The sequence below is a fragment of the Bacteroides sp. LFL-34 genome, from assembly GCF_027257075.1.
In the GTDB taxonomy this organism is placed as follows: domain Bacteria; phylum Bacteroidota; class Bacteroidia; order Bacteroidales; family Bacteroidaceae; genus Bacteroides; species Bacteroides ovatus.
Genome location: NZ_JAPQKZ010000007.1, coordinates 160,723 through 184,794 on the forward strand (window position 1 = coordinate 160,723; position 24,072 = coordinate 184,794).

Sequence of the window (24,072 nt, forward strand, 5' to 3'; positions counted from 1 at the left end):
TTTGCATCTCGTTAATAACACACACTATATGAAAAAGGTTACTTTTGCAGCGCTCGCCGCACTTACTATTACTGCTTGTAGTTCCGGCCCTAAATTCCAGGTGAACGGGGATGTATCAGGAGCCGACGGTAAAATGCTTTATCTCGAAGCTTCCGGTCTGGAAGGTATTGTTCCGCTCGATTCAGTGAAGCTGAAAGGGGAAGGTACATTCAGTTTTAAGCAGCCTCGTCCCGAGTCACCCGAATTTTACCGTTTGCGGATTGACGACAAAATCATCAATTTTTCTGTAGATTCTATCGAAACAATTCAAATCAAAGCTCCGTATGTGGATTTCTCTACTACTTATACGGTGGAAGGTTCGGAAAACAGCAATAAGATAAAAGAACTGACGTTGAAGCAGATTCGCCTTCAAAAAGAGGTGGACAATTTACTGGCATCTCTGCGCAGCAACGGAATAGGGCATGATGTATTTGAAGACAGCCTGGCAACATTGCTCAACAACTATAAGGAAGATGTCAAAGTGAACTATATTTTTGCTGCTCCCAACACGGCTGCAGCTTACTTTGCCCTGTTCCAGAAGCTCAATAATTATCTGATATTCGATCCGTTGAACAATAAAGACGATGTGAAATGTTTCGCAGCTGTTGCTACGAGCCTCAACAATGCGTTTCCTCATGCGGTACGTTCCAAGAACCTTTATAATATTGTAATCAAAGGAATGAAGAACACGCGTCAGCCGCAAACAAAAGCTCTGGAAATTCCACAGGACAAAATCGTAGAAACCGGTATTATCGACATTGCCTTGCGTGATGTGAAAGGAAATGTGCGCAAGCTGACCGACCTGAAAGGCAAAGTCGTTTTGCTCGATTTCTCTGTATTCCAGTCGCCTGCCGGAGCTCCTCACAACCTGATGCTTCGCGAACTATATAATGAATACGCAAAACAAGGACTGGAAATATACCAAGTATCTCTCGACGCGGACGAACACTACTGGAAAACAGCGGCAGATAATCTTCCATGGGTCTGTGTGCGCGATGGAAACGGAGTTTACTCTACCAACGTAGCCGTATATAATGTTCGTCAGGTTCCATCTATCTTTTTGATTAATCGTAACAACGAATTGAAGCTTCGTGGCGAAGACATTAAGGATTTGGAAGCAGCTGTCAAGTCATTGCTCTAAGTTGTTATAATTTAGCATATTTCATTTAAATATGTTACATAGCATCTTTTTTCACTTGACACGTATCACTTAAAAGGCTATCTTTGCAAAGAAATAATGAAAAGAGGGTTCCAACATGGCTCATGTTGGAATTCTTTTTTGTTTATATGACCATTTAAAACAATTAAAGGAGGAAAACATCATGGCTTATATGTCAGAAGAAGGTTACAAGAAACTGATGGCGGAACTGAAGGAACTGGAAACTGTGGAACGCCCGAAGATCTCTGCGGCAATAGCCGAAGCCAGAGATAAAGGAGACTTGTCGGAAAATGCAGAATACGATGCCGCCAAAGAGGCGCAGGGTATGCTTGAAATGCGCATCAACAAATTGAAAGCTACCATTGCAGATGCCAAAATCATCGATGAATCTAAATTGAAAACAGATTCCGTACAGATTTTAAATAAGGTGGAACTGAAGAATGTAAAGAATGGCATGAAGATGATTTATACCATCGTTTCAGAAAGTGAAGCTAACCTGAAGGAAGGGAAGATTTCCGTTAATACCCCGATTGCACAAGGTCTGCTTGGCAAGAAGGTGGGTGATGTAGCAGAAATTACTGTTCCACAAGGTAAAATTGCACTGGAAGTAGTAAACATATCAATTTAACGTAAAGGCAGGTCTCCATGTGAGGCTTGCCTTAATTTATCAATAAAAGTTATGGCAACAATATTCAGTAGAATCATCGCAGGAGAAATCCCCTGCTACAAGGTGGCAGAAAACGAAAAGTTTTTTGCTTTTCTCGATATCAATCCATTGGTAAAGGGACATACATTGGTAGTGCCCAAACAGGAAGTAGACTATATTTTCGATTTGAGCGATGAAGACCTGGCTGCTATGCACGTGTTTGCAAAGCAAGTAGCCTGTGCCATTAAAAAAGCATTCCCTTGCCAAAAGGTAGGCGAAGCTGTTATCGGACTGGAAGTACCCCATGCACATATTCATTTAATTCCTATTCAAAAGGAATCGGATATGTTGTTTTCGAATCCGAAACTGAAATTGTCGGATGAAGAATTCAAGTCCATAGCGCAAGCAATCAACTCCTCTCTATAAAACATGATGATGAAATAATGAAAGGCATTCCGTGATGGAATGCCTTTTTTCTTTACTTTTCTTTACTTTCGGCCACTTCAACCAGGTAAACTCCAATACAGATAAAAATGATTGCAAATGTCTGCGTCCAGCTAAAACGATCTTGTCCTAGAGCAAGGGAAGCAATGGTCGCCACAATCAGAATCAAATAACCATAGATAGCGACTACCGTCGTCTTCAGATATTTCAAACCGACAGGCAGCAGCATATAACTGATAGTGGTCGGGAAAATCAATACGAACATCAGAATAAGGAAAGGCGTCCAATGAAATGGCATGGAGAATACCGGGGCATCAAATCCTGTAATAAACGTGACTATAATGGCAGACACGGCAGCACCGGAAAAGGTATATCGCAACATCGTTATTGCTCCAATGGCCGTGAGGATGCGTTGGCTAAGAATCAGATAGACAGCATACACCACAGAACTTAGAAGACAAAGCATATTCCCCGTAAAAGCATCAGAGGCTAAATCATCGCTTTGCTGGGTTAGGATGCAAACCAACGCTCCTATCAGACCGATAGAAATTCCTATTATTTTTTTAGCGCCCGCCTTCTCCTTATAAAAGAATATCATGATAAGAAAAACCCAAATAGGCTGGAGACTGGTAAATATGGAACTGGAGACAGGAGTTGTTTTACTCAATCCGGCCAGATAGAGAAACATAAAACCGTAAAGCCCCAAAGCCCCCAACAGAAAGAGGAGCCATTTATCTCTGGTTGACGATTTCTCCGGAGGCATAAACCACCCGATCACCCAAAAAGCAGCTGCTGCAAATGTGCAACGAAGCGTGGCTCCTGTCAATGGACTCATCCACAAAGGCAGAAGATACTTTAAGGCATTCATATTTAAACCGCTAAATACTTTCGAGACAGCCATGCTAAGATTGGCTTCCAGTTTCTTATTCTTCATTTTCTATTTTAATTGGTCGTTAAACAAAAAGGTATTACGGCGCCGATATGCCCAGAAAAGAGTAACAATAGTTATCAGAAGATTAAAAATAAAAGGAAACTCCTGTGATTGGGTATGGAATATCCACTGGAAAAAATCGACAATAAAGGGATAAAGCAAGATAGCCAGATAATTCATCATCATCACAAACGCCAAAGCCAATGTGGTCTTTTGCGGCAGTGCGGTCTGGGTGGTCTTATCATAAAGCATAGGTTGAATAATGCCATATCCCAAACCAACCAGGATACATCCGGGAATAATCAGCCATTCGATCGGAGCTATCCAGATTAACAACAATCCCAATGCCATCGACAGCAGGCTGTATGCTTTTGTACGTCCTTTCAGCAGGGCTACAATCTTGTCCAGGCAAAAACCCGGAGCGGTGATGGCCAGAAAGAAAAGCGAAATCATCAATCCGGAATTGCCACTGGAAAAGTGATGCTTTTCCATTAAGAAAGGTAGATTGAAGATCACTACTACCACGATATATGTTATCACGCCATAGAAGAGCATCAACTCTATCAGATGTTTGATGTGAATACCGTATTTGCTGCCTCCTATATCTATGGAAGTAGATTGTTCGGAGGCTTCGTTGTCTTTTGTAGTATCTGCAGAAGAGGAAGGAGAGGGTGTAAAAGCGACTTCTCCCGTCCGGTCTTCTTTCAAATGTCCTACCAGCAGAATGGAAATCAATGGGAGGAGATAGACCAGGAAAGGCAGATGCCAGCTGACTTCTGCAAGATAGCCCGTTACGGCAGTTGCTATCACTAATGTGAAATTAGTAATAGCGGAGCTTAATCCGAACTGTTTCACCCGATAGATTCCTACAAAGTATCTGGAAACCAACCCAGTAGATAAAGGGATAATCAGACCGGAACCGATACCGAGCAAAGCACTTACCACAATTAATTGCCACATTCGATTGGAAATCAGATACAAAATACCGCTCGCGGCAAAAAGCCAGAGTCCGACCTTTAATACACGGACATAATCGACTTTCTCTGTCAGTTTACCACCCAGCAATATAAAAGGAATAATGAGCAGTGATGGCAGCGAAGTCAACATCTGTATGTCCAGATCCGTAGCTTTCGGAAATATCTTCGTAAGATCACCCAATATAGGTGAAACAGCCAGTCCCGGCAATGAAGTCAATGCCGAAATAGACCAGATGGCAATTAAAGTAATAAGAGGAATTGTTCCCCGTCCCGTCTGTATCTTCATAATGCTTATTCGTTAAAAGTTTAGGTTTGAAGAAAACAATAGTTGCTTTATAAAGTTCAAATATGCACCGAAATGAGCCAAATGAACATTTATTGAAACGCAGATTAACGCAGATTTTCGCAAAGAATAAAAAAGTTCTCAAACATGGCGCAGCCTTCTAATAATCTGCGAAAATCTGCGTTAATCTGCGTTTCAATACTTATTTGCTAAAATATCAATTGATTCATAACCGTGTGGGAATGAACTAATCTTAGTTCTTCTAAAATTTAATTGGTAATATGCGATGATTTAATATTCATCATACATAAATTTATTCGTCTGACAGCTGCCAGACGAATAAAATTATGTATCATTAGCCATAAACCCATTAGGCATCAAAAATAAATCTGCACAAGCTCGAAATTAGTTCAAAACTAGTACGATCATAAGCTTTTCCGCTAAATCACAAAAGCTCCGCTTCAATAAGGGCGTCCTCCTCCTTAATAAACGCCAAATAATGTAAAACCGGGAAACTTTCAAACCTATCTGCTGTTGTTGTGGGAAATTCGACGGGGAAAATCCCCATCGCCCTAAACCTTTAAAAAAACAAATTAGTATGGAAGATTTAAATTTCAGAAAAGGTGATGCAAAAACCGATGTATTTGGTTCAGACAGAATGTTACAACCCTCTCCGGTAGAGAAAATACCTGATGGACCTACTACTCCTGAAGTCGCCTATCAAATGGTGAAAGATGAAACATTTGCTCAAACTCAGCCCCGTTTGAATCTGGCTACTTTCGTTACCACTTATATGGACGAATATGCAACCAAGCTGATGAATGAGGCCATCAACATCAACTACATTGATGAAACAGAATATCCGCGTATCGCTGTGATGAACGGTAAATGTATCAACATCGTTGCCAACTTGTGGAACTCTCCTGAAAAAGATACCTGGAAAACAGGTGCTTTGGCTATCGGTTCTTCAGAAGCATGTATGTTGGGTGGTGTAGCTGCCTGGTTGCGTTGGCGTAAGAAAAGACAAGCACAGGGCAAACCATTTGATAAACCAAACTTTGTTATTTCTACAGGTTTCCAGGTTGTTTGGGAAAAGTTTGCACAGTTGTGGCAGATTGAAATGCGTGAAGTGCCTTTGACGCTTGAAAAAACCACTCTTGACCCCGAAGAAGCTTTGAAAATGTGTGATGAAAACACCATCTGTATCGTACCGATTCAAGGTGTTACATGGACTGGACTGAATGATGATGTCGAAGCATTGGATAAAGCTCTGGATGCTTACAATGCCAAGACCGGTTATGACATTCCTATCCACGTAGATGCCGCCAGTGGTGGTTTCATCCTTCCGTTCCTGTATCCGGAAAAGAAATGGGACTTCCGTTTGAAATGGGTACTTTCTATCAGCGTATCCGGCCACAAGTTTGGTTTGGTATATCCGGGACTCGGATGGGTTTGTTGGAAAGGCAAAGAATATCTGCCCGAAGAAATGTCATTCAGCGTCAACTATCTGGGCGCCAACATTACACAGGTAGGTTTGAACTTCTCTCGTCCGGCCGCACAAATTCTGGGACAATATTATCAATTCATCCGCTTAGGATTCCAGGGTTACAAAGAAGTGCAGTACAACTCCCTGCAAATTGCCAAATATATCCATAGTGAAATAGCCAAGATGGTTCCGTTCGTTAACTACTCAGAAGATGTTGTGAACCCGCTATTCATCTGGTATCTGAAACCGGAATATGCAAAGAGCGCCAAATGGACTTTGTATGATTTGCAAGACAAACTATCTCAACATGGTTGGATGGTTCCTGCTTATACATTGCCTTCTAAACTGGAAGATTATGTAGTGATGCGTGTCGTTGTTCGTCAGGGATTCAGCCGTGACATGGCAGATATGCTTCTGGGCGACATCAACAATGCCATCGCCGAACTGGAAAAACTGGAATATCCAACTCCTACCCGTATGGCTCAAGAAAAGAATCTTCCGGTAGAAGCCAAGATGTTCAACCACGGTGGTCGTCGTAAAACCGTAAAAAAATAAAATGATCTATGGATAAAAAAGTAACACTCGCTCAATTGAAAGAAGTGGTACAGGAGGCATACGATCAGGTAAAGGCCAATACCGGCGGCAAGAATGCCGACTATATTCCTTATCTGGCAAATGTCAACAAGGATCTCTTTGGAATCAGTGTCTGCCTGCTCAACGGGCAGACCATCCATGTGGGAGATACTGACTATCGCTTCGGTATAGAATCCGTATCCAAAGTACATACGGCTATCCTGGCACTGCGTCAATACGGTGCTAAAGAGATTCTGGACAAGATTGGAGCCGACGCAACAGGCTTGCCCTTCAATTCAATCATCGCTATCTTGTTGGAGAACGATCATCCGTCTACCCCACTGGTAAATGCCGGAGCCATCTCCGCCTGTAGTATGGTACAACCTATCGGTGACTCTGCCAAGAAATGGGATGCCATCGTAGGAAATGTGACAGACCTATGCGGCAGTGCCCCGCAACTGATTGATGAATTGTACAAGTCGGAATCGGACACCAACTTCAACAACCGTTCTATCGCATGGCTATTGAAGAATTACAACCGGATTTATGATGACCCGGATATGTCATTAGACCTTTACACCCGCCAGTGTTCATTGGGAGTTACCGCATTGCAGCTTTCCATCGCAGCCGGTACAATCGCCAACGGTGGTGTGAACCCTGTGACTAAAAAAGAAGTTTTTGATGCCGTCCTGGCTCCTAAAATCACTGCCATGATTGCCGCCGTAGGTTTCTACGAACATACCGGCGACTGGATGTACACTTCCGGTATTCCTGCAAAAACAGGTGTAGGTGGCGGTGTGATGGGCGTACTGCCCGGACAGTTCGGTATTGCCGCATTTGCTCCTCCTTTGGATGGTTCGGGCAACTCCGTGAAAGCGCAGTTAGCTATTCAATACATCATGAACAAGCTGGAATTGAATGTATTTAGCAACAACCATATCACCGTTGTTGACTAAAATTCTCTCAATCTCTTTTATAAGAAAGGTAAAGGTTACTATCTATTGATAGTAACCTTTTTCTATTCCCCTTACCCTCTTGATTTCCCGCCAATGTTTCAATACAAACGGCATCATTTTTCAAATGCTACAAATTGAACTTACCCCTGAACAACTCTAGTTATTAAAATGAGATAGCTGTTATTAACCCGGATAAGGTAAAGTTTGATTCATTCAATAACGGTTATAACAGCGTCGTGTCTTATCTCTTCTCAACAAAGATAGAAAGTAATACCTCTTTTCCACCCCTTTTCCTTCGCCGCTTATAAAGAAAAGTAATTATAGTATTAAGAAAAGTAATTCATCTTTGGTTTTCAACACTTTACCGTCATCATCACTTCATCTGTTTTTTCATCTTATCCGCAAGCACATTATGATGTGCTTGCTTTCTGTACGGCTGCTTTTTCTGCCAATTCTTTTTTCTCGGAAGCCTTTTTCTCTAGTTCCTCCTCTTCGTAATATTGTTTTCTACGTTTGTTAGATTGCTGAATCAGATTTGTGATATAAACTGTAAAGATAGGGAACATCATCATACCCAGGGCAGCCAACAAAACGGAAAGTACACGTCCGGTCACCGTCTGCGCTATGATATTCGAACCGACGGTAGTGACATCCATAAAAGCCCACCACAAAGCATCTCCATAACCATTCACCAAGGGATTCACCCGATGCTCAAGCACAAAAAATGCCAGACTGGAAAAATAGACCGTTGCCAACAACATCGTCAGATAAGAGACAAACAAACTCGAAGCACGATTGTAGGTCAACCAGCCGACCACAATGGCAAGCGCATATCCTCCTCTCAATAAAGGTATGAAACGGAGAAGATAGGTGATCTCATCCGAAAATGTCCACCCATAATAGGCGATAATATTCTGATAAGGAATCGCCACCAATAAAAAGATAAAATGCGTCCGCAAATAACGTCCCTTATGTTTTGCCAGAAAGAACTCCAATACAAAATCAAAAAGAAACCAAAGACAGATACATAGCTGTACTTTCATATACGAAGACTGTGTATAGAAAGGAATTCCCTTAAAAGTATCTACCGAGATACTAATAACCAGGAATAGGGACATTACTAATATAATAATGTGAAGAATACCATAGATTCCCTTTTTCCCGGAAATAAAATCTGAAAGCGCTGATTTCATAACTACTTAATTTATAATAAAATGATTCATTTATAATTTAGATTGCTTAAAAACAATTGGAGAAAGCGATTGTTTCGGAAGAAGTAAATCCGGGGTTACAATCTCCCATTTCGGGGATGTTAATTAACGAACTTTGAAAGAGATTGCGGAAACATCTCACGCAAAATGTTGTTATAACACTGACTTTAAAATATTTTTCACTTAAAACCTTAACTTATGGCGAATATTAAAAATGCAGTGAAGCTGGGTGTGTTTACCCTGGCTATCATGAATGTTACGGCAGTAGTATCCTTGCGTGGACTACCAGCCGAGGCCGTATATGGAATGAGTTCGGCCTTCTATTATCTTTTTGCAGCTATTGTCTTTCTAATCCCTACATCGCTCGTTGCAGCAGAGTTGGCGGCGATGTTTCAGGATAAGCAGGGTGGTGTGTTCCGGTGGGTAGGCGAAGCCTACGGCAAAAAACTGGGATTCCTCGCCATTTGGGTACAATGGATCGAAAGTACGATCTGGTATCCGACAGTGTTAACGTTTGGTGCCGTATCTATCGCTTTCATCGGGATGAATGACGTACATGACATGTCACTGGCAAACAATAAGTATTATACGCTCGTCGTAGTGCTTATCATCTACTGGCTGGCTACTTTCATTTCCCTGAAAGGTATGAGCTGGGTAGGTAAGGTTGCTAAAATCGGTGGTATGGTCGGTACAATTATCCCGGCTGCCCTGTTGATTATCTTGGGAATCATTTATCTGGCAAGCGGCGGACATTCCAATATGGATTTCAACAGCAGCTTCTTCCCCGACTTTACCAACTTTGATAATGTTGTTCTTGCTGCCAGTATCTTCTTGTTTTATGCCGGTATGGAAATGGGTGGTATCCACGTAAAAGACGTAGAGAACCCTTCCAAAAACTATCCGAAAGCCGTATTCATCGGTGCACTTATCACAGTGTTGATCTTCGTTTTGGGTACTTTTGCATTAGGTGTGATTATCCCTGCAAAAGATATCAACCTGACTCAAAGTCTACTCGTCGGCTTCGACAACTATTTCAGATATATTCATGCTTCCTGGTTGTCACCAATCATTGCTGTCGCTCTTGCATTTGGTGTACTGGCAGGTGTATTAACATGGGTTGCCGGTCCGTCAAAAGGTATATTTGCCGTAGGTAAAGCGGGGTATATGCCTCCGTTCTTCCAGAAAACAAACAAACTGGGTGTACAGAAGAATATCCTGTTCGTACAAGGTATCGCTGTAACTGTATTAAGTCTGTTGTTCGTCGTTATGCCGTCCGTACAGAGCTTCTATCAGATTCTGTCACAGCTGACAGTTATTCTTTATCTGATTATGTACTTGTTGATGTTCTCCGGAGCTATCGCATTGCGTTATAAGATGAAGAAACTCAACCGTCCGTTCCGTATCGGTAAGTCAGGTAACGGTTTGATGTGGTTTGTTGGCGGTCTTGGTTTCTGCGGATCATTGCTTGCCTTTATCCTCAGCTTCATCCCGCCCAGCCAGATCTCTACAGGTAGCAACACTGTTTGGTTCTCCGTACTGATTATCGGTGCCATTATCGTTGTTATTGCTCCGTTTATTATCTATGCTTCCAAGAAACCGTCTTGGGTAGATCCAAACTCCAATTTCGAACCGTTCCACTGGGAAGTTCAGGCTCAACCTGCCACTGTCAATGTCAGTGCAAGTAACGCTAATGCTGCCCGTCCTACCGCAACTTCTGCACATACAGGAGGAGCAACCGGGGCAAGTACAGCTAAGCCTGGTGCAACCGTTTCTAATGCAGCAGCTCCTGATGCGGCATCCTCTGGTGCCACCGCTTCCGGTGCTACTCCATCAAGCAGCAGTTCTGCTACATCCGGCGGAAATTCTACTTCCGGCAAAGCATCTCCGGGAACCGGAGACAAAGATAAGGATGCACCTAAGTCGTAAAGACTAAGTGTTCATCCTGTTCACAAAAAGTAAGAGGCTATTCAAACAGCTTTGAACTTATAAAATTACCCTCACTACAGTGAAGTGCTCCCCTTTAGTCGGTTATAAAACCTTTGGGATGCACTTCACGGTTGTAGTGAGGGTAATTTATTTTAGAGATTTTTGCAGGCCCTCTTATTTAGAAGTATGCCAATCATCATTTAATAGATACAATACCTAGCGATTGGAGATTACTTTATTGCCTGTGACTTTATTAGTCCCGGTTTTATCACCCGTGGCAACACAAAGCTGAAAGTAGATCCCCGGTTAATTTCCGAATCAAGTTCAAGATTTCCACCCAGATTTTGGATGATCGTTTGCGAAAGAGTCAGTCCAAGTCCTGTCCCCTGCATTTCACGATCAAGTTTTATGAAACGTGAGAATATTTTTTTCTGTTCCTCTTTCGGTATGCCAATGCCTGTATCGGACACAACAAAGCAAACCTCTTCCGTTCCTTTCAGGCTGCAACCCAAACGAATTTCACCCGATTCGGTGAATTTCATTGCATTATGTAACAGGTTGGACAATACCTGAATGATACGTTCCCGTTCCGAATACATCATTATAGGTTGTATGTGTGCCTCACAAACCAATTCCACCGACGAGTTATTCAATTTCGTCTTAAAAATTCCCTCCAACTCTCTTAGCAAATCATTGGCATCAAACTCCGTATAAACAAAATCTACTGTTCCCGATTCTATTTGAGAAAGATCGAAAATATCATTCACCAGGCGCAACAAGCGTTCATTATTCTCTGCAATAACATCAGCATACATTTTTCGTTCCTCTTCACTGGAAGCCGATACCATCAAACCGGAAAATCCGACAATTGCATTTAGCGGTGTACGTACCTCGTGACTCATATTAGCAATAAAGGCAGATTTCAATTTATCAGCAGAAATGGAATGTTCTCTTTCAATAGACAGCAGCCTTTGCGCATTTTTCAGCTCCGTCACATCATAAACAGTCAACACCATATAATCTTCACCATGAATATTCAAATAAGTACCCGATACCGATACATCGCAAGGAGTCACTTTCGTTTCATCCTCACTTAATAACTTCATGGAAGCTTCCAGATTTTTAAAACTTGCTTTCTTGTAAAAAGCTTTTCCGATAGACGCACGGATACAACATAGTTTGCATTGTTCATGCTGACCACATTCACCGGCTGCAATCGCATTTCTACAATGCAGCAAATCCCCGACTCTTTTGGTAACTCCACCTACCTGAATCGGAAGACGGTTTAAAGAATAATAATTGGTGTCACAAACCACAAAATCCTTGTCAATCAATAAGAAGTAAGCATTGATGTTCTGCAAAACCAGAGCCAACTTTTTAAGTTCATTCTCTTTGTTTTCCTTCGAATGCACCTCTTTCTGGAGTGACTGGCACTTTGCCCACATATAGATGAAGGCAGCTAACAAAACTATTATAACAATAATCGCCAGTGATGACATAGTAATAGAGTGTTTATATTGTTTTGATCGTTTCAGTGCGTAAATTTATAAAATATGTCGCATAAATAGCTGTTTATCTACATATTTATTCTAACAAAAATGCATTTATATTTCCACGAGTCAGAAATTGGTAAAAATTTCCCTTTAAGTTATTGCGGTATTAAAAAATATACTTATCTTTGCACCCGCAAACGAGAAAGGTGCCATAGCTCAGTTGGTAGAGCAAAGGACTGAAAATCCTTGTGTCCCCGGTTCGATTCCTGGTGGCACCACTTCTTAAGCAATCGGAATGTAGCGCAGTTGGTAGCGCACTACGTTCGGGACGTAGGGGTCGGGCGTTCGAGTCGCCTCATTCCGACAAAATAAAGGGTAGCTTTCTGGAGTACAGTAAGTTGCCCTTTATTTCTATTCAGTCACTTGAACAAATTCAGGACGGATATGTAATAAAACACAACCTATTATATCATGAAAAACAGGATTTATCTCTTTACAGTAGCAGTAGCTTCTTTTATGTGCATCAGCTGCACAAAAACTCAAACTACCCTTTCCGAGAATGAAAAGACAGTCAATCCTCCCATCATGGGATGGAGTTCATGGAATGCATTTCGCGTAGACATCAGCGAAGACATCATCAAGCATCAAGCCGACCTGATGGTGAAAAAAGGTCTGAAAGATGCCGGATATCATTATGTCAATGTTGATGACGGCTATTTCGGAAAGCGCGATGACAACGGAATTATGCATACCCACGAACAACGTTTCCCGAATGGGATGAAACCAATTGCGGATTACGTTCACGGCCTGAGAATGAAAGCCGGTCTCTATACCGATGCGGGCAACAGTACATGTGGCTCCATGTGGGACAATGATGCAGCAGGCGTAGGAGCTGGTATCTATGGACACGAACCGCAAGACGCCCAATTATACTTTGGCGACTGGGGTTTCGACTTTATCAAAATTGATTACTGCGGAGGAGATGCGCTGGGACTTAATGAAAAGGAGCGCTACACTTCCATCCGGAACAGTATAGACAAAGTAAACAAAGATGTTTCCATCAATATTTGCCGATGGGCCTTCCCGGGCACTTGGGCTAAAGATGCAGCAACTTCCTGGCGTATCAGTGGAGATATTAATGCACATTGGGGATCATTAAGATATGTAGTCGGAAAGAATCTCTACCTGTCGGCTTATGCCGGAAACGGACATTATAATGACATGGATATGATGGTCATCGGATTCCGCAACGACAGTAAAGTAGGTGGACAAGGTCTTACCCCGACAGAAGAAGAAGCTCATTTCGGTTTGTGGTGTATCATGAGCTCTCCTTTGCTTATCGGATGCAATCTGGAAAACATGCCGGATTCTTCGCTCGAACTGCTGACAAATAAAGAACTGATCTCCCTCAACCAAGATCCGCTGGGCTTACAGGCTTATGTAGCTCAACATGAAAATGAAGGTTATGTACTCGTAAAAGATATTGAACAGAAACGTGGGAATGTACGTGCAGTAGCTCTTTACAATCCTTCCGATACCATCTGTAGTTTTTCCGTGCCGTTCTCTTCACTGGAATTTGGAGGAAACGTAAAAGTACGTGATCTGGTAAAACATAGCGATTTAGGAAACTTCTCCGGTACCTTCGAACAAACGCTTCCTGCACACAGTGCCATGTTCCTCCGCATAGAAGGCGAAACACGTCTGGAACCGACCCTCTACGAAGCGGAATGGGCTTACCTACCTCTTTTCAATGACCTTGGCAAAAATCCTAAAGGTATTATTTATGCCCATGATAAGGAAGCCTCCGGCAAAATGAAAGTAGGTTTCCTTGGCGGACAACCTGAAAACTATGCCGAATGGCGGGAAGTATATAGCGAAAATGGCGGACGCTATGATATGACCATCCATTATTTATATGGCAAAGGACGACAAATAGAACTGGACGTAAACGGTATCATTACCAAAATCGACTCTTTGGGAAAGGATAACGGTCATAACCAAATCACAGTTCCCGTTGAATTAAAAGCCGGATACAACACTATTCGCATGGGTAATAGTTATAACTGGGCACCGGACATCGACTGCTTCACTCTGACAAAAGCATTGTAATTTGCCGATATAACCCTCCATATTAAAAGGAGCAAACGGAATAAAGATGCCCCCTAAAAGTTTTTCACCTCACTTTTAGGAGGCACTTTAAAAGCCATTATTGCTCCTTTTTAGTTTAGATTCTGTCTAGTAAAATCGTGCAATATTTCATATCTTTATACCTATTTCGCTTTATTCCGGTGTTATCGTAATTGCCGCTTTCTCTCTTACATTTACCTGCAAACGTGCATCTCCTGTCAGAGGTGTCCAAACCACCCGCTTGCATTCTCCTTTTTGCAGATTATTAGAATGACGGTCACTGCCACTTAAATATTCCGTTCCTACTTCCGTATTCTCAAATGTCCATTTCCACACACCGTCCAAATTCAAATAGAAATTTTCAATTATACTATTTCTTGCACGAAACTCCAGTCTATTCCCTTGAATATCAAGCGAATGAATTTGGCAAGAATCGAGTAGTATGTTATAGCGACCACGGACAAATAATGAATCCGTATCAATCCCCTTCAAATTCAGTTTCAAACCGTCTGTATCGGTAATTATACCAGCCAGCGAGTCCACAGCTAATTTCACGTCAAAACCTGTCGAATAAATAAAGCCTCTGTTATGGTACTTATCAGAAATATTCTTTGAGCTAAAGTCTAGCTTCATGAACAAAGTATCATTCTTTTGTATAACATTCAAGTATTTCCCCTTAGGATACGAAATTTGTTCCTTCCCTACCGAAGTAAAAATGGATTCTATTTTCATTTCTCCATTTACAAACACATGTCTCTCTTCTGGCACTCCGTCCTGACTGACAAACACCTTTACAACATGTACACCATTCAAATCCATTGTCACTTGTTCATCGCCTCCAAAATTTACATCTTCCCGATACGGCTTCCCCGACATAGATATGAAAATAATTGTTGCTACAATTACCATCAATCCCGAAACGAGGAGGCCTATAAATATATAAGTAGTACGTTTCATAATATTCGTCTTTATTCTATTTTTGCTTTTTTATAAACTCATGATACATTGTCTCTATCTCTTTTATCGGTATATCAAGCGTATACAACTGACGAAAGAAATAGTCAAGTTCTTCCTTTAGAAAGGTATCCTTACGGAGAGAATGAATCAGTTCTTTCGCTCCCAAAGCTACAAAATACCCAATGCCACGTTTATTATAAATAATATTCTGCACCTGAAGATAATCAAAGGAACGCATCACCGTATTAGCATTCACCTCCACAATAGCAGCATACTCTCTGACAGAAGGGATTCGCTCCTCTTCCGGATATTGTCCCAGCAATATCTCATCACAGATTCTATCTGCAATCTGTAAATAAATAGCTTTACTTTCTTTAAAATTCATAGGTTAAGGTATTACATTCGATTAATAATTTCAGACTCCTTAAAACGGAAATAGGCCAGTGTCCAATTCAGCAACGTAAAAAGAATGCCGGCAACAATTATGATCCATAGAACAGTATCTTTTGACTCGAAAATACCTCCCGAATAATATCGGCCGTTTTCCAACAGCATTTTGCTTACCAAAGCACCGACCAAGAAATATATTATACCAATAATGGTTCCCGCCGCAAATGTTTTCAGGAAAGAGTTCTTTGGCCAAATAGAGCTACCCAGTACAAATAAAGATTGAACAAAAAAATAGCCTGACATCAGTGCTCCAAATTCCAACCCGCTGTTGCACAAAGTATAATATTTCTCATCTCCAAACACATGCGACAAAGCAACAGGGGCAATGAAGTCTTTTTCCGGATAGGCCAAAGAATAGATAATCAACCGTGTATAGTCCGCCAACTTATAAGAAATCAGGAAAACAACCAGATACACCACTGTGAACACAAACCATCGGGAGAAGAATTTCTCGAAAGGAGTTGCCGGAACCATCAGCATGGAAGTGCGGCTCGTTTTCGTTTTCATCCTTTCCATTGTAAACGAAGCACTCAAACAGCCGAAGCCCCATAATCCCCATATAAAAACAACCAAAAGAAATACCCACGCCGGATCTTCGGCATAGACATGATTGGAAGTACCTCTATACTCAAAATATCCATTCCAAACCATTACCACTGCCATCACTCCATACATCAACACCATACGAAGCACATTCGATTTCCAATTCTCCACCATCTCCTTACGGCAAAGATTCATAAAACGAGGCAAACTGAAAAAAGTATCTTTTATCATCGTCTTTTATTTTTGAGTGTGAAACAATCGGGCTATCTCTTCAGGAGTAGCCAGTGTAGCATTAAAAAGAAGTTCCAGGTTTAGTTCCGACTCGTCCTGCTTTTCATTAGGAAGGATCAGGTAGTTACCCTGAATAGTAGGAATTGCAAAAAGCGCACTTTTGGCCAATTCCCGATCATCACTCTCCACAAAGAAAAGTTTGTCGCAAATATTACTTGTCGATTCATCGAGCAACACACGACTGTCATCCATAATCAACACATGATCGAGCACTTTGTCGATGTCACGAACCTGATGCGTGGAAATCACAATCGTCTTATCATCCGACATACCCGATGCTATAAACTTACGGAACTGACTTTTGCCGGGAATGTCCAGTCCGTTAGTCGGCTCGTCCATCAACAAAAGAGAAGTGTTTGTAGCAAGCGCAAAGCTCATAAATACTTTCTTTTTCTGTCCCATAGAAAGTGATCCAAGATCAATATCTATATCCATCTCAAAATAATGGAGATATTTAATCATCTCTTCCTTGCTGAAACGGGGATAAAAAGGACCGTTCAACTCCACATAGCTGACCAGAGAGACTGAAGGCAATTCAAACTCTTCGGGAACTAAAAACATATCCTGTAAAGTAACCGGTAACCTACGGCGCACATCTGTATCATGAAACATCACTTTACCGTTTTCAGGAGTCAATAACCCGGACATCAGATAGAGAAGAGTAGATTTTCCCGCACCATTCTTTCCCAACAGTCCATATACCCTGCCGGATTCAAACGAAAGCGAAAAATCACGTAGTACCGCACGCTTCGATTTACGATAAGTAAATGAAAGATTTTCTACTGTAATCATAGTATCTTTGTTTAATGAATAATGATCTTTTAGTGTATTAGTGTAATAGTACACCACAAATGTAGACAATCTTTTGAATATTCCAATAGAAAAGGAGAAAAAAGTGCAAAAAAAGGAGGAGCTAAGATCACTCTCCACTCCTCCTGTCACGACAAACAACTAAAATTATTCACTATTTGATGCCGTCCAATGCCCTTTTAGCAGTAGCATTAGCGGGGTCTATAGCCAGAATTTTACTCCAGTATTCTATGGATTTATCTTTGTTAGCCTTTGCTTCGGCTTTCAATGCCGGATTTTCGATAGCTAACAAATAGTAATATCCAAGATAACTGTAGCATTCAACCAAAGCTGAATTGTAATGAGGATCGTTTTTGCTTTCCAATAAAGCGGCCACTTCCTCATAGAAAGGTTTCGCAAGTCCTTGAGTTGTTTCAGGGTCAAGTGCAGAATTGGCACGTGCTCTCCAGAAGTTACCCAAATAGCTGTCCGGCGCTGCTTCCGCAATTGCATGGAAAGTAGAATCGGCGGACATTAACGCCTGCTTACGTTCTTCAACAGTGATTGCTAATGAATCAGGTTGCGTACCAGCACCGTAATAAAGTCTACCAAACTGGAACTGTAAGTCCGGAGTCTGTTTTTCCTTATCAAGAGATGCATAATATTTCTGGTAAGCACTGATTGCTTTTTTATAATCGTTCTTCTGTTCGTAAGCAGAAGAGATATTTTTAAATAAATCCGTCTTCGTCGGATCCATCTTTACCGCTTTCTCATATTGTACTACTGCATCATCATATTTTTTCAGACTCTCCAACAGATGTCCATAATACATATAATCCAAATACGAATAATCGGCTTTATCACATTCCTTGAAGAAGACATCGGCAGCCTTCAACGCTTCATCAAAACGTTTCAGGTCAGTATAATTATACATTGCCAAACGATTGAACGCAGCATGACGGGCATTCTTTTGCAATCCCATATTAGCTACTTCGAGTGATTTATCAAAATCATGGTTCAAAAATAAAGCAAAAGCATACTTCACCAAATCTTCTTCCGTAGCAGTAGGTCCCATTGCAAAATTCGCATAAGCTTCTACTGCCTTATTAAAATCATTTTTTAAATAGTAAATTTCGGCTAATTTTTTATCTACAGCTGTGTTGGACGGTTCCAAGTCCTTCAATTGGTTCAGCTTCTCAATGGCAAGACTTGCATTGGCTGATTTATAAATATCTGCATATTTCAGATAAGCTTCCGTACATTTCGGATCGAAATAAATTGCCTCCTCATACTTTTGAGAAGCAAGACCCGCATTTTTCTGTTTTACGGCAATATTTCCTTCCAATACAGAAGCAAGAGCCGATTTGCCATTCGCTTTTCTGGCAAGAGCTGCATACTCCTGCGCTTCGGGAATCTTGTCAGCATTCAGATATGCGTCTCCAATAGCCACCAACAATTCCACATTTTTCTTATTTTTTCCTTTAATCAGATGTTCAGCTTCTTCAGCAGCCTGTGCCGGATTCGTCTGAATAGTTTCTTTCAATTTCGCAACCCCAGCCTGCCATTCGGCGTCAGATGATTGCGCATAGAGCGACCCTACTGCTATAAACGCTCCAGCTAAAAACATTTGTACTCTTTTCATTATAGTCTCTAATTTTAGTTATTATTCGTCTTTCACGTGGACAATACGCACCGGCTGAGTAGCCGGAACAAGTCCGGATTTTAATATAATCCTCTGCCCTTTATCGGATGTCATAAAAGAAGCAAATCCCCAAGGCAGCCCACTGCGAGGATCATTCAGCAATGCATAAATAGATCGTGCCAACGGATAGTTACCATAGAACAGGTAAGCCTGATAAGGTTTATAACTGTTAGCAGGAGTTGCCACATCCTCTGCACTCACTGACATCACTCTGATCTCTTCGCGAAAAGAAAGATTGGTTGTATCACTGCGGTTCCCCAACCAGTTTACTCCAACAACTCCCATAGCGTCGGGATTATTCGCTACATAATCTATCACCTGCTGGTTGGTTTTCAAGGCACTGACGTTACCTTCAGCCAACTCTTTTCCACCACAGATTGAGTCCATTGCAAAACGTACGGTACTGGAGTTCTTATTATCGAACACCACCTGAATCCCTTTCAAACGGGAATTCGGATTAACCTCTTTCCAGTTTTTCACCTCACCGGTAAGGATGCGGCGGAAATCACGTACACTCAACAAAGAATCCGGATTAGCACGATTCACAATCAATGCCAGACCGTCCGTAGCCAATTTTATCTCGCGAGGAAAAAACTTACGGCTGTGGAATGAATTCATTTCTTCCTTAGTCAGTGTCCGGGTTGCAATAGCCAACCGGACACTGTCTTTCAGAAGTAAATTTATCGCTTCCACTTCAGTTGTGTAGCGAGGGACAATCCCGGCCAAAGGGTACAGGCTCTCAAACACCTCTATCTCTTCTTGTATGATAGGTTCGAAACTCTCATCCGCTGCGATAGATACCACACCGGAAGAATAAGTATCCGTCGGTCCTTTTGATTTTGAGTTACAAGCACTCAAGACCACCAACGCTACGAGTCCTATCAGCCTAAATTGTCTCTTCATCATCTTTTATTGTAATCTAAACATTACCGGAACGGTGAACTTCACACGTACCGCTTTTCCATTCTGCTTACCAGGGAGCCATTTCGGCATGCTTTTTACCACACGAACAGCTTCCTTATCCAGATAAGGGTCTACACCACGAGCCACATGTACGTCAGAAATAGAACCATCACGTTCAACAACGAACTGTATGATAACGCGACCTTGTGTTCCATTCTCCTGTGCAATAGTCGGATATTTGATATTCTTACCCAGGTAAGCCATCAATTCAGTCTGTCCACCAGGGAAAGTCGGCATTTGTTCTACCATATCGAAAACCTTTTCCGGTTCCGGTGCAGCCTGTGTTACCACCTGCTTAAGGTCTGCGATATCTTTACCATTAGCCTCGTCATTACCTTTTACGTCGGCAATAGAGATGGATACTTTGGTAGCATTCAAATCTTCCTGGCTCTTGATTTCATTGTCTTCATGCACTTCTTCATCTTTCTTGATGACAGGAGCTGTAAACTTGATAGAACTCTTCAATGCAGGGGGAGGAGGTGCAACCGGTTCTACGCGTTTCATCTCTTCCTGTTTGATTTCAGGTTCTTCCAATTTTGACAGAGTAGTTACTTCTGTCATCACTTCTTTCTGCTCCGGAGTTGCCAACTTAAGCAGTGTAGGGATACTAAATCCAACCGCTGCTATGACCACTACAATCAACATAGCGACATTATGTCGTTTTGTTGAATTGGCACGCATTCTATATGCGCCGTATGCTTGGTTTTTGCCTTCAAAAATCAGTTGACACCATTCCGAAGAAGCTAAATCTAATTTTGCCATTTTACTTTTCTTTTTTAGGTGTTACATCAATTATCGGCCAAGTTTTGTGACAATTCACCTTTCGCATCATAATTCTTAATCAAGAATTCATCAGCTTCAGCAATATCTGTTATCACATATTTACCAATATTACATATCTGCATTTCGTCCAGCGCGTCAATCAGATTCATATAAGAAGCATCATCGGTAGCTTTGATAATCACGGTCGGTGTATCCTTTCCGCTCTTTATCTCAGAAACCTGCTTCTTAAATTCGTCATCCGTGATCTTAAGATCAAGTTTTTGCTGCTTCAATTCTCTTACTTTATTGACAGCAACAGCATTCTTCTGAAGAAGTACGGCACGCAGTCCATCTGCACCGTAGCTAGTTTCTTTCAACGAGGTATAATCCTTATAGTTAGGTTCTCCCTCGTAATAATAGAGTTTGTTATCAGCTCCCAGCAATAATGTGATTGCTTGTGAAGCCTTCACCATACTCTTTTGGTTTTCAGTTATATCTTTGTCATTACTCGGCATGCTTATCTCCATCGTCTGAGGTTTGCTCAGTGTGGTACAAAGCATAAAGAAAGTAATCAGCAACATGTTCATGTCCACCATCGGTGTAAAGTCCACCCGGACAGTCATTTTCTTTTGCTTGCTCTTTCCTCTTTTTCCGCCGCTCTCTTGTACTTCAGCACTCATTGTATTTCCTCCTTTTTAATTTTCAGATTCTGCCTTGAGAGAAGTAATCAGATTGTACCGATTTTCCCGCAAATCCTGAAGTGAGTTCATAACGTTCTTTATCACTGAGTATGGAGTTGTAGCGTCTGCCTTGATAGCAATACGTAGATCAGCGTTAGCGGCACGTGCATTACGTACCCACGATTTAAACTGATTGTCAACACTATCGCATGGAATACCTTCATTCTTTAAGATCTTATCCCGTTGATCTTCCGGGAGATCAAGATATTTCTGCATACTTCTGATAGGTACTCCAAAAGTAGAAGACAAGATAAATCTCTTCTCCTGTTCCGGAGTAAACTTAATGCCATACTCTTCACCCATGCTCTCCAATACAGCCTGCATATCCTGCTGCTTGTCGAGGCTCATAAATATTTTTCCTTCCGGATCAACCAGAATCTGGAGTACATTCGTCTCCGGAATCTTGATTTCCGATACGGAAGCCGGAGTGGTAACTTGTACTGGTTCTTTCTTCACAAATGTTGAAGTCAACATAAAGAAAGTCAGAAGCAATACAGTAACGTCACTCATAGCTGTCATATCTATGAACGTACTTTTCTTTTTAATTTGCGCTCTACCCATGATTAATAATAGATTTTATAAGGGTTCGCAGAATTAGTGAGTAGCAGCAAAAGTTTGCACGATAGAGAATCCGACTTCGTCGAGTCCGTAAGTCAATTTATCGATTTTGTTAGTGTAATAGTTGTAAGAAATAACAGCCAATGCACCAGTCAAGATACCGAAAGCAGTATTAATCAAAGCTTCAGAGATACCTTGTGACAAAGCCATAGAGTCAGCACCACCACCAGCAGACAAAGCAGCAAATGAACGGATCATACCGATTACAGTACCAAGCAATCCCATCAATGTACCCAAAGTAGTGATAGTAGCGATGATCGGAAGATTTTGTTGCATCATAGGCATTTCCAAAGCAGTAGCTTCTTCAAGTTCTTTCTGGATAGCCAACAGCTTCTGTTCTTTAGGAAGAGCTGTGTTCTTTTCCATTTCTTCATACTTACGCAAAGTAGAAGTTACTACGTTAGCAACAGAACCACGTTGTTTGTCACAGATTTCCTGTGCTTTCTTCATGTCACCTGCAGCTAAAGCGTCTTTGATGTTAGCTACAAACTTAGACAATGAACCTTTACCGAAAGCAGAACGAAGAGCAAAATAACGCTCGATGCTCAAAGCAAGTACGGTTAACAACAATGTCTGGATAATAGGTACGATGATACCACCTTTGTAAATAGTACCCAACATGTTCAACGGGTGATTGTTAGGGTCATTGTTCATAAAGTTGGACGGGTTACCTAATAAGAATTGAAAGATACATACAGCTATTACTAAACAGCAGATGATTACGATACCGGCATTCTTTATACCTACAACTTGAGTTTTTTTAGTAGTTTCCATAATAAGTTTTTTTGTTAAGAAATTAATTTTAGTTATTTAGGAAGTAAATTTTTCAATTAGACACACTGCGCTACAGACCCTGCAACTTTTAATAGGTAAAGTCACACGGTTTCATACAGAGTACGAAAAAAAACGAATAAAAATGGAGAAAAGACTAAATAAGGATGCGTCTTAAAGCGAACACGTAGTAGTCGCTACACGTAATGGAGTAATGTGGATCCTTATCGGAATAAAATGATTTACTTTGATCCAATACTAAAGAGTTTTCTCTTAACACGAGAAACTTTTGCATAACGTCTTTCAAGGAGTCATTGATTTCAATGATTCTCCGCAGACGATAATTATTAGAGTTTGATTCTGTTACGAGTTTAAGTCCTAATTCTACGTCAGAAACAGACAAAGAACGGACGCTATCATAGCTAACAGACTGCCCATCCACAGAAGAGCGTTGATTGCTGTCAGAAGATAATTCTGATAATTGACAAGGTGAGTCACTAAAAATACAAGTAGAGAAATTCATAGCATTTCCGCTTACGCTAAAAGATAGCATCAGCAGAAGAAAAGCTAATATGAATTTCGGGGAAAGTTTCATTGTATTTTTAGTTGTTTAATCAATTACAATAGATTCGGCCACAAATGTAGCAATTAATTGTATATGTTTATCGTCGTTCACATCATTTAAACATTTAAGTTTAACTCTTTTATAAAAACAAGCTACAATATGTTTTGTTCGATGAGTTTGCGACTTAATATGTTAAAAAAACATTTCCTCTGAATATCCAGAGTTTTAAGAAATTAAAAATCCCCTCCAATATTTCTACTGAAGGGGACTTTTCTTAAAAACGGCGGCTACCTACTCTCCCACTGTTACGCAGTACCATCGGCGTGACGAGGCTTAACTTCTCTGTTCGGAATGGGAAGAGGTGGAACCCTCGTGCTATAACCACCTGAAGAAGGTTATGACATGATGAAAAGTAAAATTTCAGTGTCTAGCAAGCTAAACGTATATACCCAACCGGTACATGTCCGAAAGAAAGTGAACGGGCAATTAGTAATGCTCGGCTTTGATGTTACCACCTTTACACCTGCATCCTATCAACGTCATCGTCTTTGACGACCCTAAGAAATCTAATCTTGTGGCTGGCTTCGTACTTAGATGCTTTCAGCACTTATCCAATCCCGACTTAGATACCCAGCGATGCACCTGGCGGCACAACTGGTAAACCAGCGGT

General features: G+C 41.2%; 22 protein-coding genes, 2 tRNA genes and 2 rRNA genes. 9 read left to right on the forward strand and 17 right to left on the reverse strand.

Features of this window, described 5'->3' with window-relative positions:
• Nucleotides 1-28: 28 nt before the first annotated feature.
• The 3 genes from N5O98_RS06235 (at nucleotide 29) to N5O98_RS06245 (ending at nucleotide 2,270) form a co-directional block, all read left to right on the forward strand.
• Nucleotides 29-1,180, forward strand: a complete 1,152-nt coding sequence (locus N5O98_RS06235; RefSeq protein WP_004306934.1) for a TlpA disulfide reductase family protein — start codon at nucleotides 29-31, stop codon at nucleotides 1,178-1,180.
• A 181-nt stretch (nucleotides 1,181-1,361) separates the two neighbouring features.
• Nucleotides 1,362-1,826 (forward strand): transcription elongation factor GreA, encoded by a 465-nt coding sequence (gene greA / locus N5O98_RS06240; RefSeq protein ID WP_032844195.1) that lies wholly within the window; start codon nucleotides 1,362-1,364, stop codon nucleotides 1,824-1,826.
• 51 nt (nucleotides 1,827-1,877) lie between these two features.
• Nucleotides 1,878-2,270, forward strand: coding sequence for an HIT family protein (locus N5O98_RS06245; RefSeq protein WP_004311936.1), 393 nt, complete (start codon nucleotides 1,878-1,880; stop codon nucleotides 2,268-2,270).
• Between the two features lie 52 nt (nucleotides 2,271-2,322).
• Here the strand turns inward: N5O98_RS06245 and N5O98_RS06250 are convergent, their stop codons facing one another.
• Together N5O98_RS06250 and N5O98_RS06255 are read right to left on the reverse strand one after the other, a co-directional pair.
• Nucleotides 2,323-3,222, reverse strand: a complete 900-nt coding sequence (locus N5O98_RS06250) for a DMT family transporter (RefSeq protein WP_004296266.1) — start codon at nucleotides 3,220-3,222, stop codon at nucleotides 2,323-2,325.
• A 3-nt stretch (nucleotides 3,223-3,225) separates the two neighbouring features.
• The gene (locus N5O98_RS06255; protein ID WP_004311935.1) at nucleotides 3,226-4,482 is read right to left on the reverse strand and encodes an MFS transporter; all 1,257 of its coding nucleotides are present in this window, start codon (nucleotides 4,480-4,482) and stop codon (nucleotides 3,226-3,228) included.
• 595 nt (nucleotides 4,483-5,077) lie between these two features.
• Here N5O98_RS06255 and N5O98_RS06260 point away from each other — a divergent pair.
• On the forward strand, nucleotides 5,078-6,520 hold the full coding sequence (locus N5O98_RS06260; protein WP_004311934.1) for a glutamate decarboxylase: 1,443 nt from the start codon (nucleotides 5,078-5,080) through the stop codon (nucleotides 6,518-6,520).
• Between the two features lie 8 nt (nucleotides 6,521-6,528).
• The gene (gene glsA / locus N5O98_RS06265) at nucleotides 6,529-7,494 is read left to right on the forward strand and encodes a glutaminase A (RefSeq protein ID WP_004311933.1); all 966 of its coding nucleotides are present in this window, start codon (nucleotides 6,529-6,531) and stop codon (nucleotides 7,492-7,494) included.
• A 410-nt stretch (nucleotides 7,495-7,904) separates the two neighbouring features.
• Here glsA and N5O98_RS06270 read toward each other — a convergent pair whose 3' ends face one another.
• Complete coding sequence (locus N5O98_RS06270) at nucleotides 7,905-8,687, reverse strand: potassium channel family protein (RefSeq protein ID WP_004311932.1); 783 nt, start codon at nucleotides 8,685-8,687, stop codon at nucleotides 7,905-7,907.
• 216 nt (nucleotides 8,688-8,903) lie between these two features.
• Between N5O98_RS06270 and gadC the strand changes: the two genes are divergently transcribed.
• Complete coding sequence (gene gadC / locus N5O98_RS06275) at nucleotides 8,904-10,631, forward strand: putative glutamine/gamma-aminobutyrate antiporter GadC (RefSeq protein ID WP_004296275.1); 1,728 nt, start codon at nucleotides 8,904-8,906, stop codon at nucleotides 10,629-10,631.
• A 230-nt stretch (nucleotides 10,632-10,861) separates the two neighbouring features.
• Here gadC and N5O98_RS06280 read toward each other — a convergent pair whose 3' ends face one another.
• Nucleotides 10,862-12,130, reverse strand: a complete 1,269-nt coding sequence (locus N5O98_RS06280) for a sensor histidine kinase (protein ID WP_004311931.1) — start codon at nucleotides 12,128-12,130, stop codon at nucleotides 10,862-10,864.
• Nucleotides 12,131-12,329: 199 nt separating this feature from the next.
• Here N5O98_RS06280 and N5O98_RS06285 point away from each other — a divergent pair.
• The 3 genes from N5O98_RS06285 (at nucleotide 12,330) to N5O98_RS06295 (ending at nucleotide 14,233) form a co-directional block, all read left to right on the forward strand.
• Nucleotides 12,330-12,402, forward strand: a tRNA-Phe gene (locus N5O98_RS06285).
• A 13-nt stretch (nucleotides 12,403-12,415) separates the two neighbouring features.
• Nucleotides 12,416-12,488, forward strand: a tRNA-Pro gene (locus N5O98_RS06290).
• 107 nt (nucleotides 12,489-12,595) lie between these two features.
• Nucleotides 12,596-14,233 (forward strand): alpha-galactosidase D, encoded by a 1,638-nt coding sequence (locus N5O98_RS06295; RefSeq protein WP_004311930.1) that lies wholly within the window; start codon nucleotides 12,596-12,598, stop codon nucleotides 14,231-14,233.
• Between the two features lie 171 nt (nucleotides 14,234-14,404).
• Here N5O98_RS06295 and N5O98_RS06300 read toward each other — a convergent pair whose 3' ends face one another.
• The 13 genes from N5O98_RS06300 to N5O98_RS06360 all read right to left on the reverse strand — a co-directional run.
• Nucleotides 14,405-15,208, reverse strand: a complete 804-nt coding sequence (locus tag N5O98_RS06300; protein ID WP_032856236.1) for a hypothetical protein — start codon at nucleotides 15,206-15,208, stop codon at nucleotides 14,405-14,407.
• Between the two features lie 16 nt (nucleotides 15,209-15,224).
• Nucleotides 15,225-15,593, reverse strand: a complete 369-nt coding sequence (locus N5O98_RS06305; RefSeq protein ID WP_004311929.1) for a GntR family transcriptional regulator — start codon at nucleotides 15,591-15,593, stop codon at nucleotides 15,225-15,227.
• A gap of 11 nt (nucleotides 15,594-15,604) precedes the next feature.
• Nucleotides 15,605-16,432 (reverse strand): hypothetical protein, encoded by an 828-nt coding sequence (locus N5O98_RS06310; RefSeq protein WP_004311928.1) that lies wholly within the window; start codon nucleotides 16,430-16,432, stop codon nucleotides 15,605-15,607.
• 6 nt (nucleotides 16,433-16,438) lie between these two features.
• Nucleotides 16,439-17,284 carry an ABC transporter ATP-binding protein gene (locus N5O98_RS06315; protein WP_022199472.1) on the reverse strand — a complete coding sequence of 282 codons (846 nt, stop codon included), beginning with the start codon at nucleotides 17,282-17,284 and terminating at the stop codon, nucleotides 16,439-16,441.
• Nucleotides 17,285-17,456: 172 nt separating this feature from the next.
• Nucleotides 17,457-18,923: a tetratricopeptide repeat protein gene (locus N5O98_RS06320; RefSeq protein WP_004296283.1), complete on the reverse strand. Its 1,467-nt coding sequence runs from the start codon at nucleotides 18,921-18,923 to the stop codon at nucleotides 17,457-17,459.
• Between the two features lie 21 nt (nucleotides 18,924-18,944).
• Nucleotides 18,945-19,889, reverse strand: a complete 945-nt coding sequence (locus tag N5O98_RS06325; RefSeq protein ID WP_004296284.1) for a PstS family phosphate ABC transporter substrate-binding protein — start codon at nucleotides 19,887-19,889, stop codon at nucleotides 18,945-18,947.
• A gap of 3 nt (nucleotides 19,890-19,892) precedes the next feature.
• On the reverse strand, nucleotides 19,893-20,708 hold the full coding sequence (locus N5O98_RS06330) for an energy transducer TonB (RefSeq protein WP_004311925.1): 816 nt from the start codon (nucleotides 20,706-20,708) through the stop codon (nucleotides 19,893-19,895).
• Nucleotides 20,709-20,734: 26 nt separating this feature from the next.
• Nucleotides 20,735-21,388, reverse strand: a complete 654-nt coding sequence (locus N5O98_RS06335) for an ExbD/TolR family protein (RefSeq protein ID WP_004296286.1) — start codon at nucleotides 21,386-21,388, stop codon at nucleotides 20,735-20,737.
• Nucleotides 21,389-21,403: 15 nt separating this feature from the next.
• Nucleotides 21,404-22,009 carry an ExbD/TolR family protein gene (locus N5O98_RS06340; RefSeq protein ID WP_004311924.1) on the reverse strand — a complete coding sequence of 202 codons (606 nt, stop codon included), beginning with the start codon at nucleotides 22,007-22,009 and terminating at the stop codon, nucleotides 21,404-21,406.
• A 33-nt stretch (nucleotides 22,010-22,042) separates the two neighbouring features.
• Nucleotides 22,043-22,840, reverse strand: a complete 798-nt coding sequence (locus N5O98_RS06345) for a MotA/TolQ/ExbB proton channel family protein (protein WP_004311923.1) — start codon at nucleotides 22,838-22,840, stop codon at nucleotides 22,043-22,045.
• A 154-nt stretch (nucleotides 22,841-22,994) separates the two neighbouring features.
• Nucleotides 22,995-23,432, reverse strand: a complete 438-nt coding sequence (locus tag N5O98_RS06350) for a hypothetical protein (RefSeq protein WP_004327118.1) — start codon at nucleotides 23,430-23,432, stop codon at nucleotides 22,995-22,997.
• Nucleotides 23,433-23,680: 248 nt separating this feature from the next.
• Nucleotides 23,681-23,791: ribosomal RNA gene (gene rrf / locus N5O98_RS06355) — 5S ribosomal RNA — on the reverse strand.
• A gap of 77 nt (nucleotides 23,792-23,868) precedes the next feature.
• A 23S ribosomal RNA gene (locus tag N5O98_RS06360) occupies nucleotides 23,869-24,072 on the reverse strand; the annotation flags it as partial.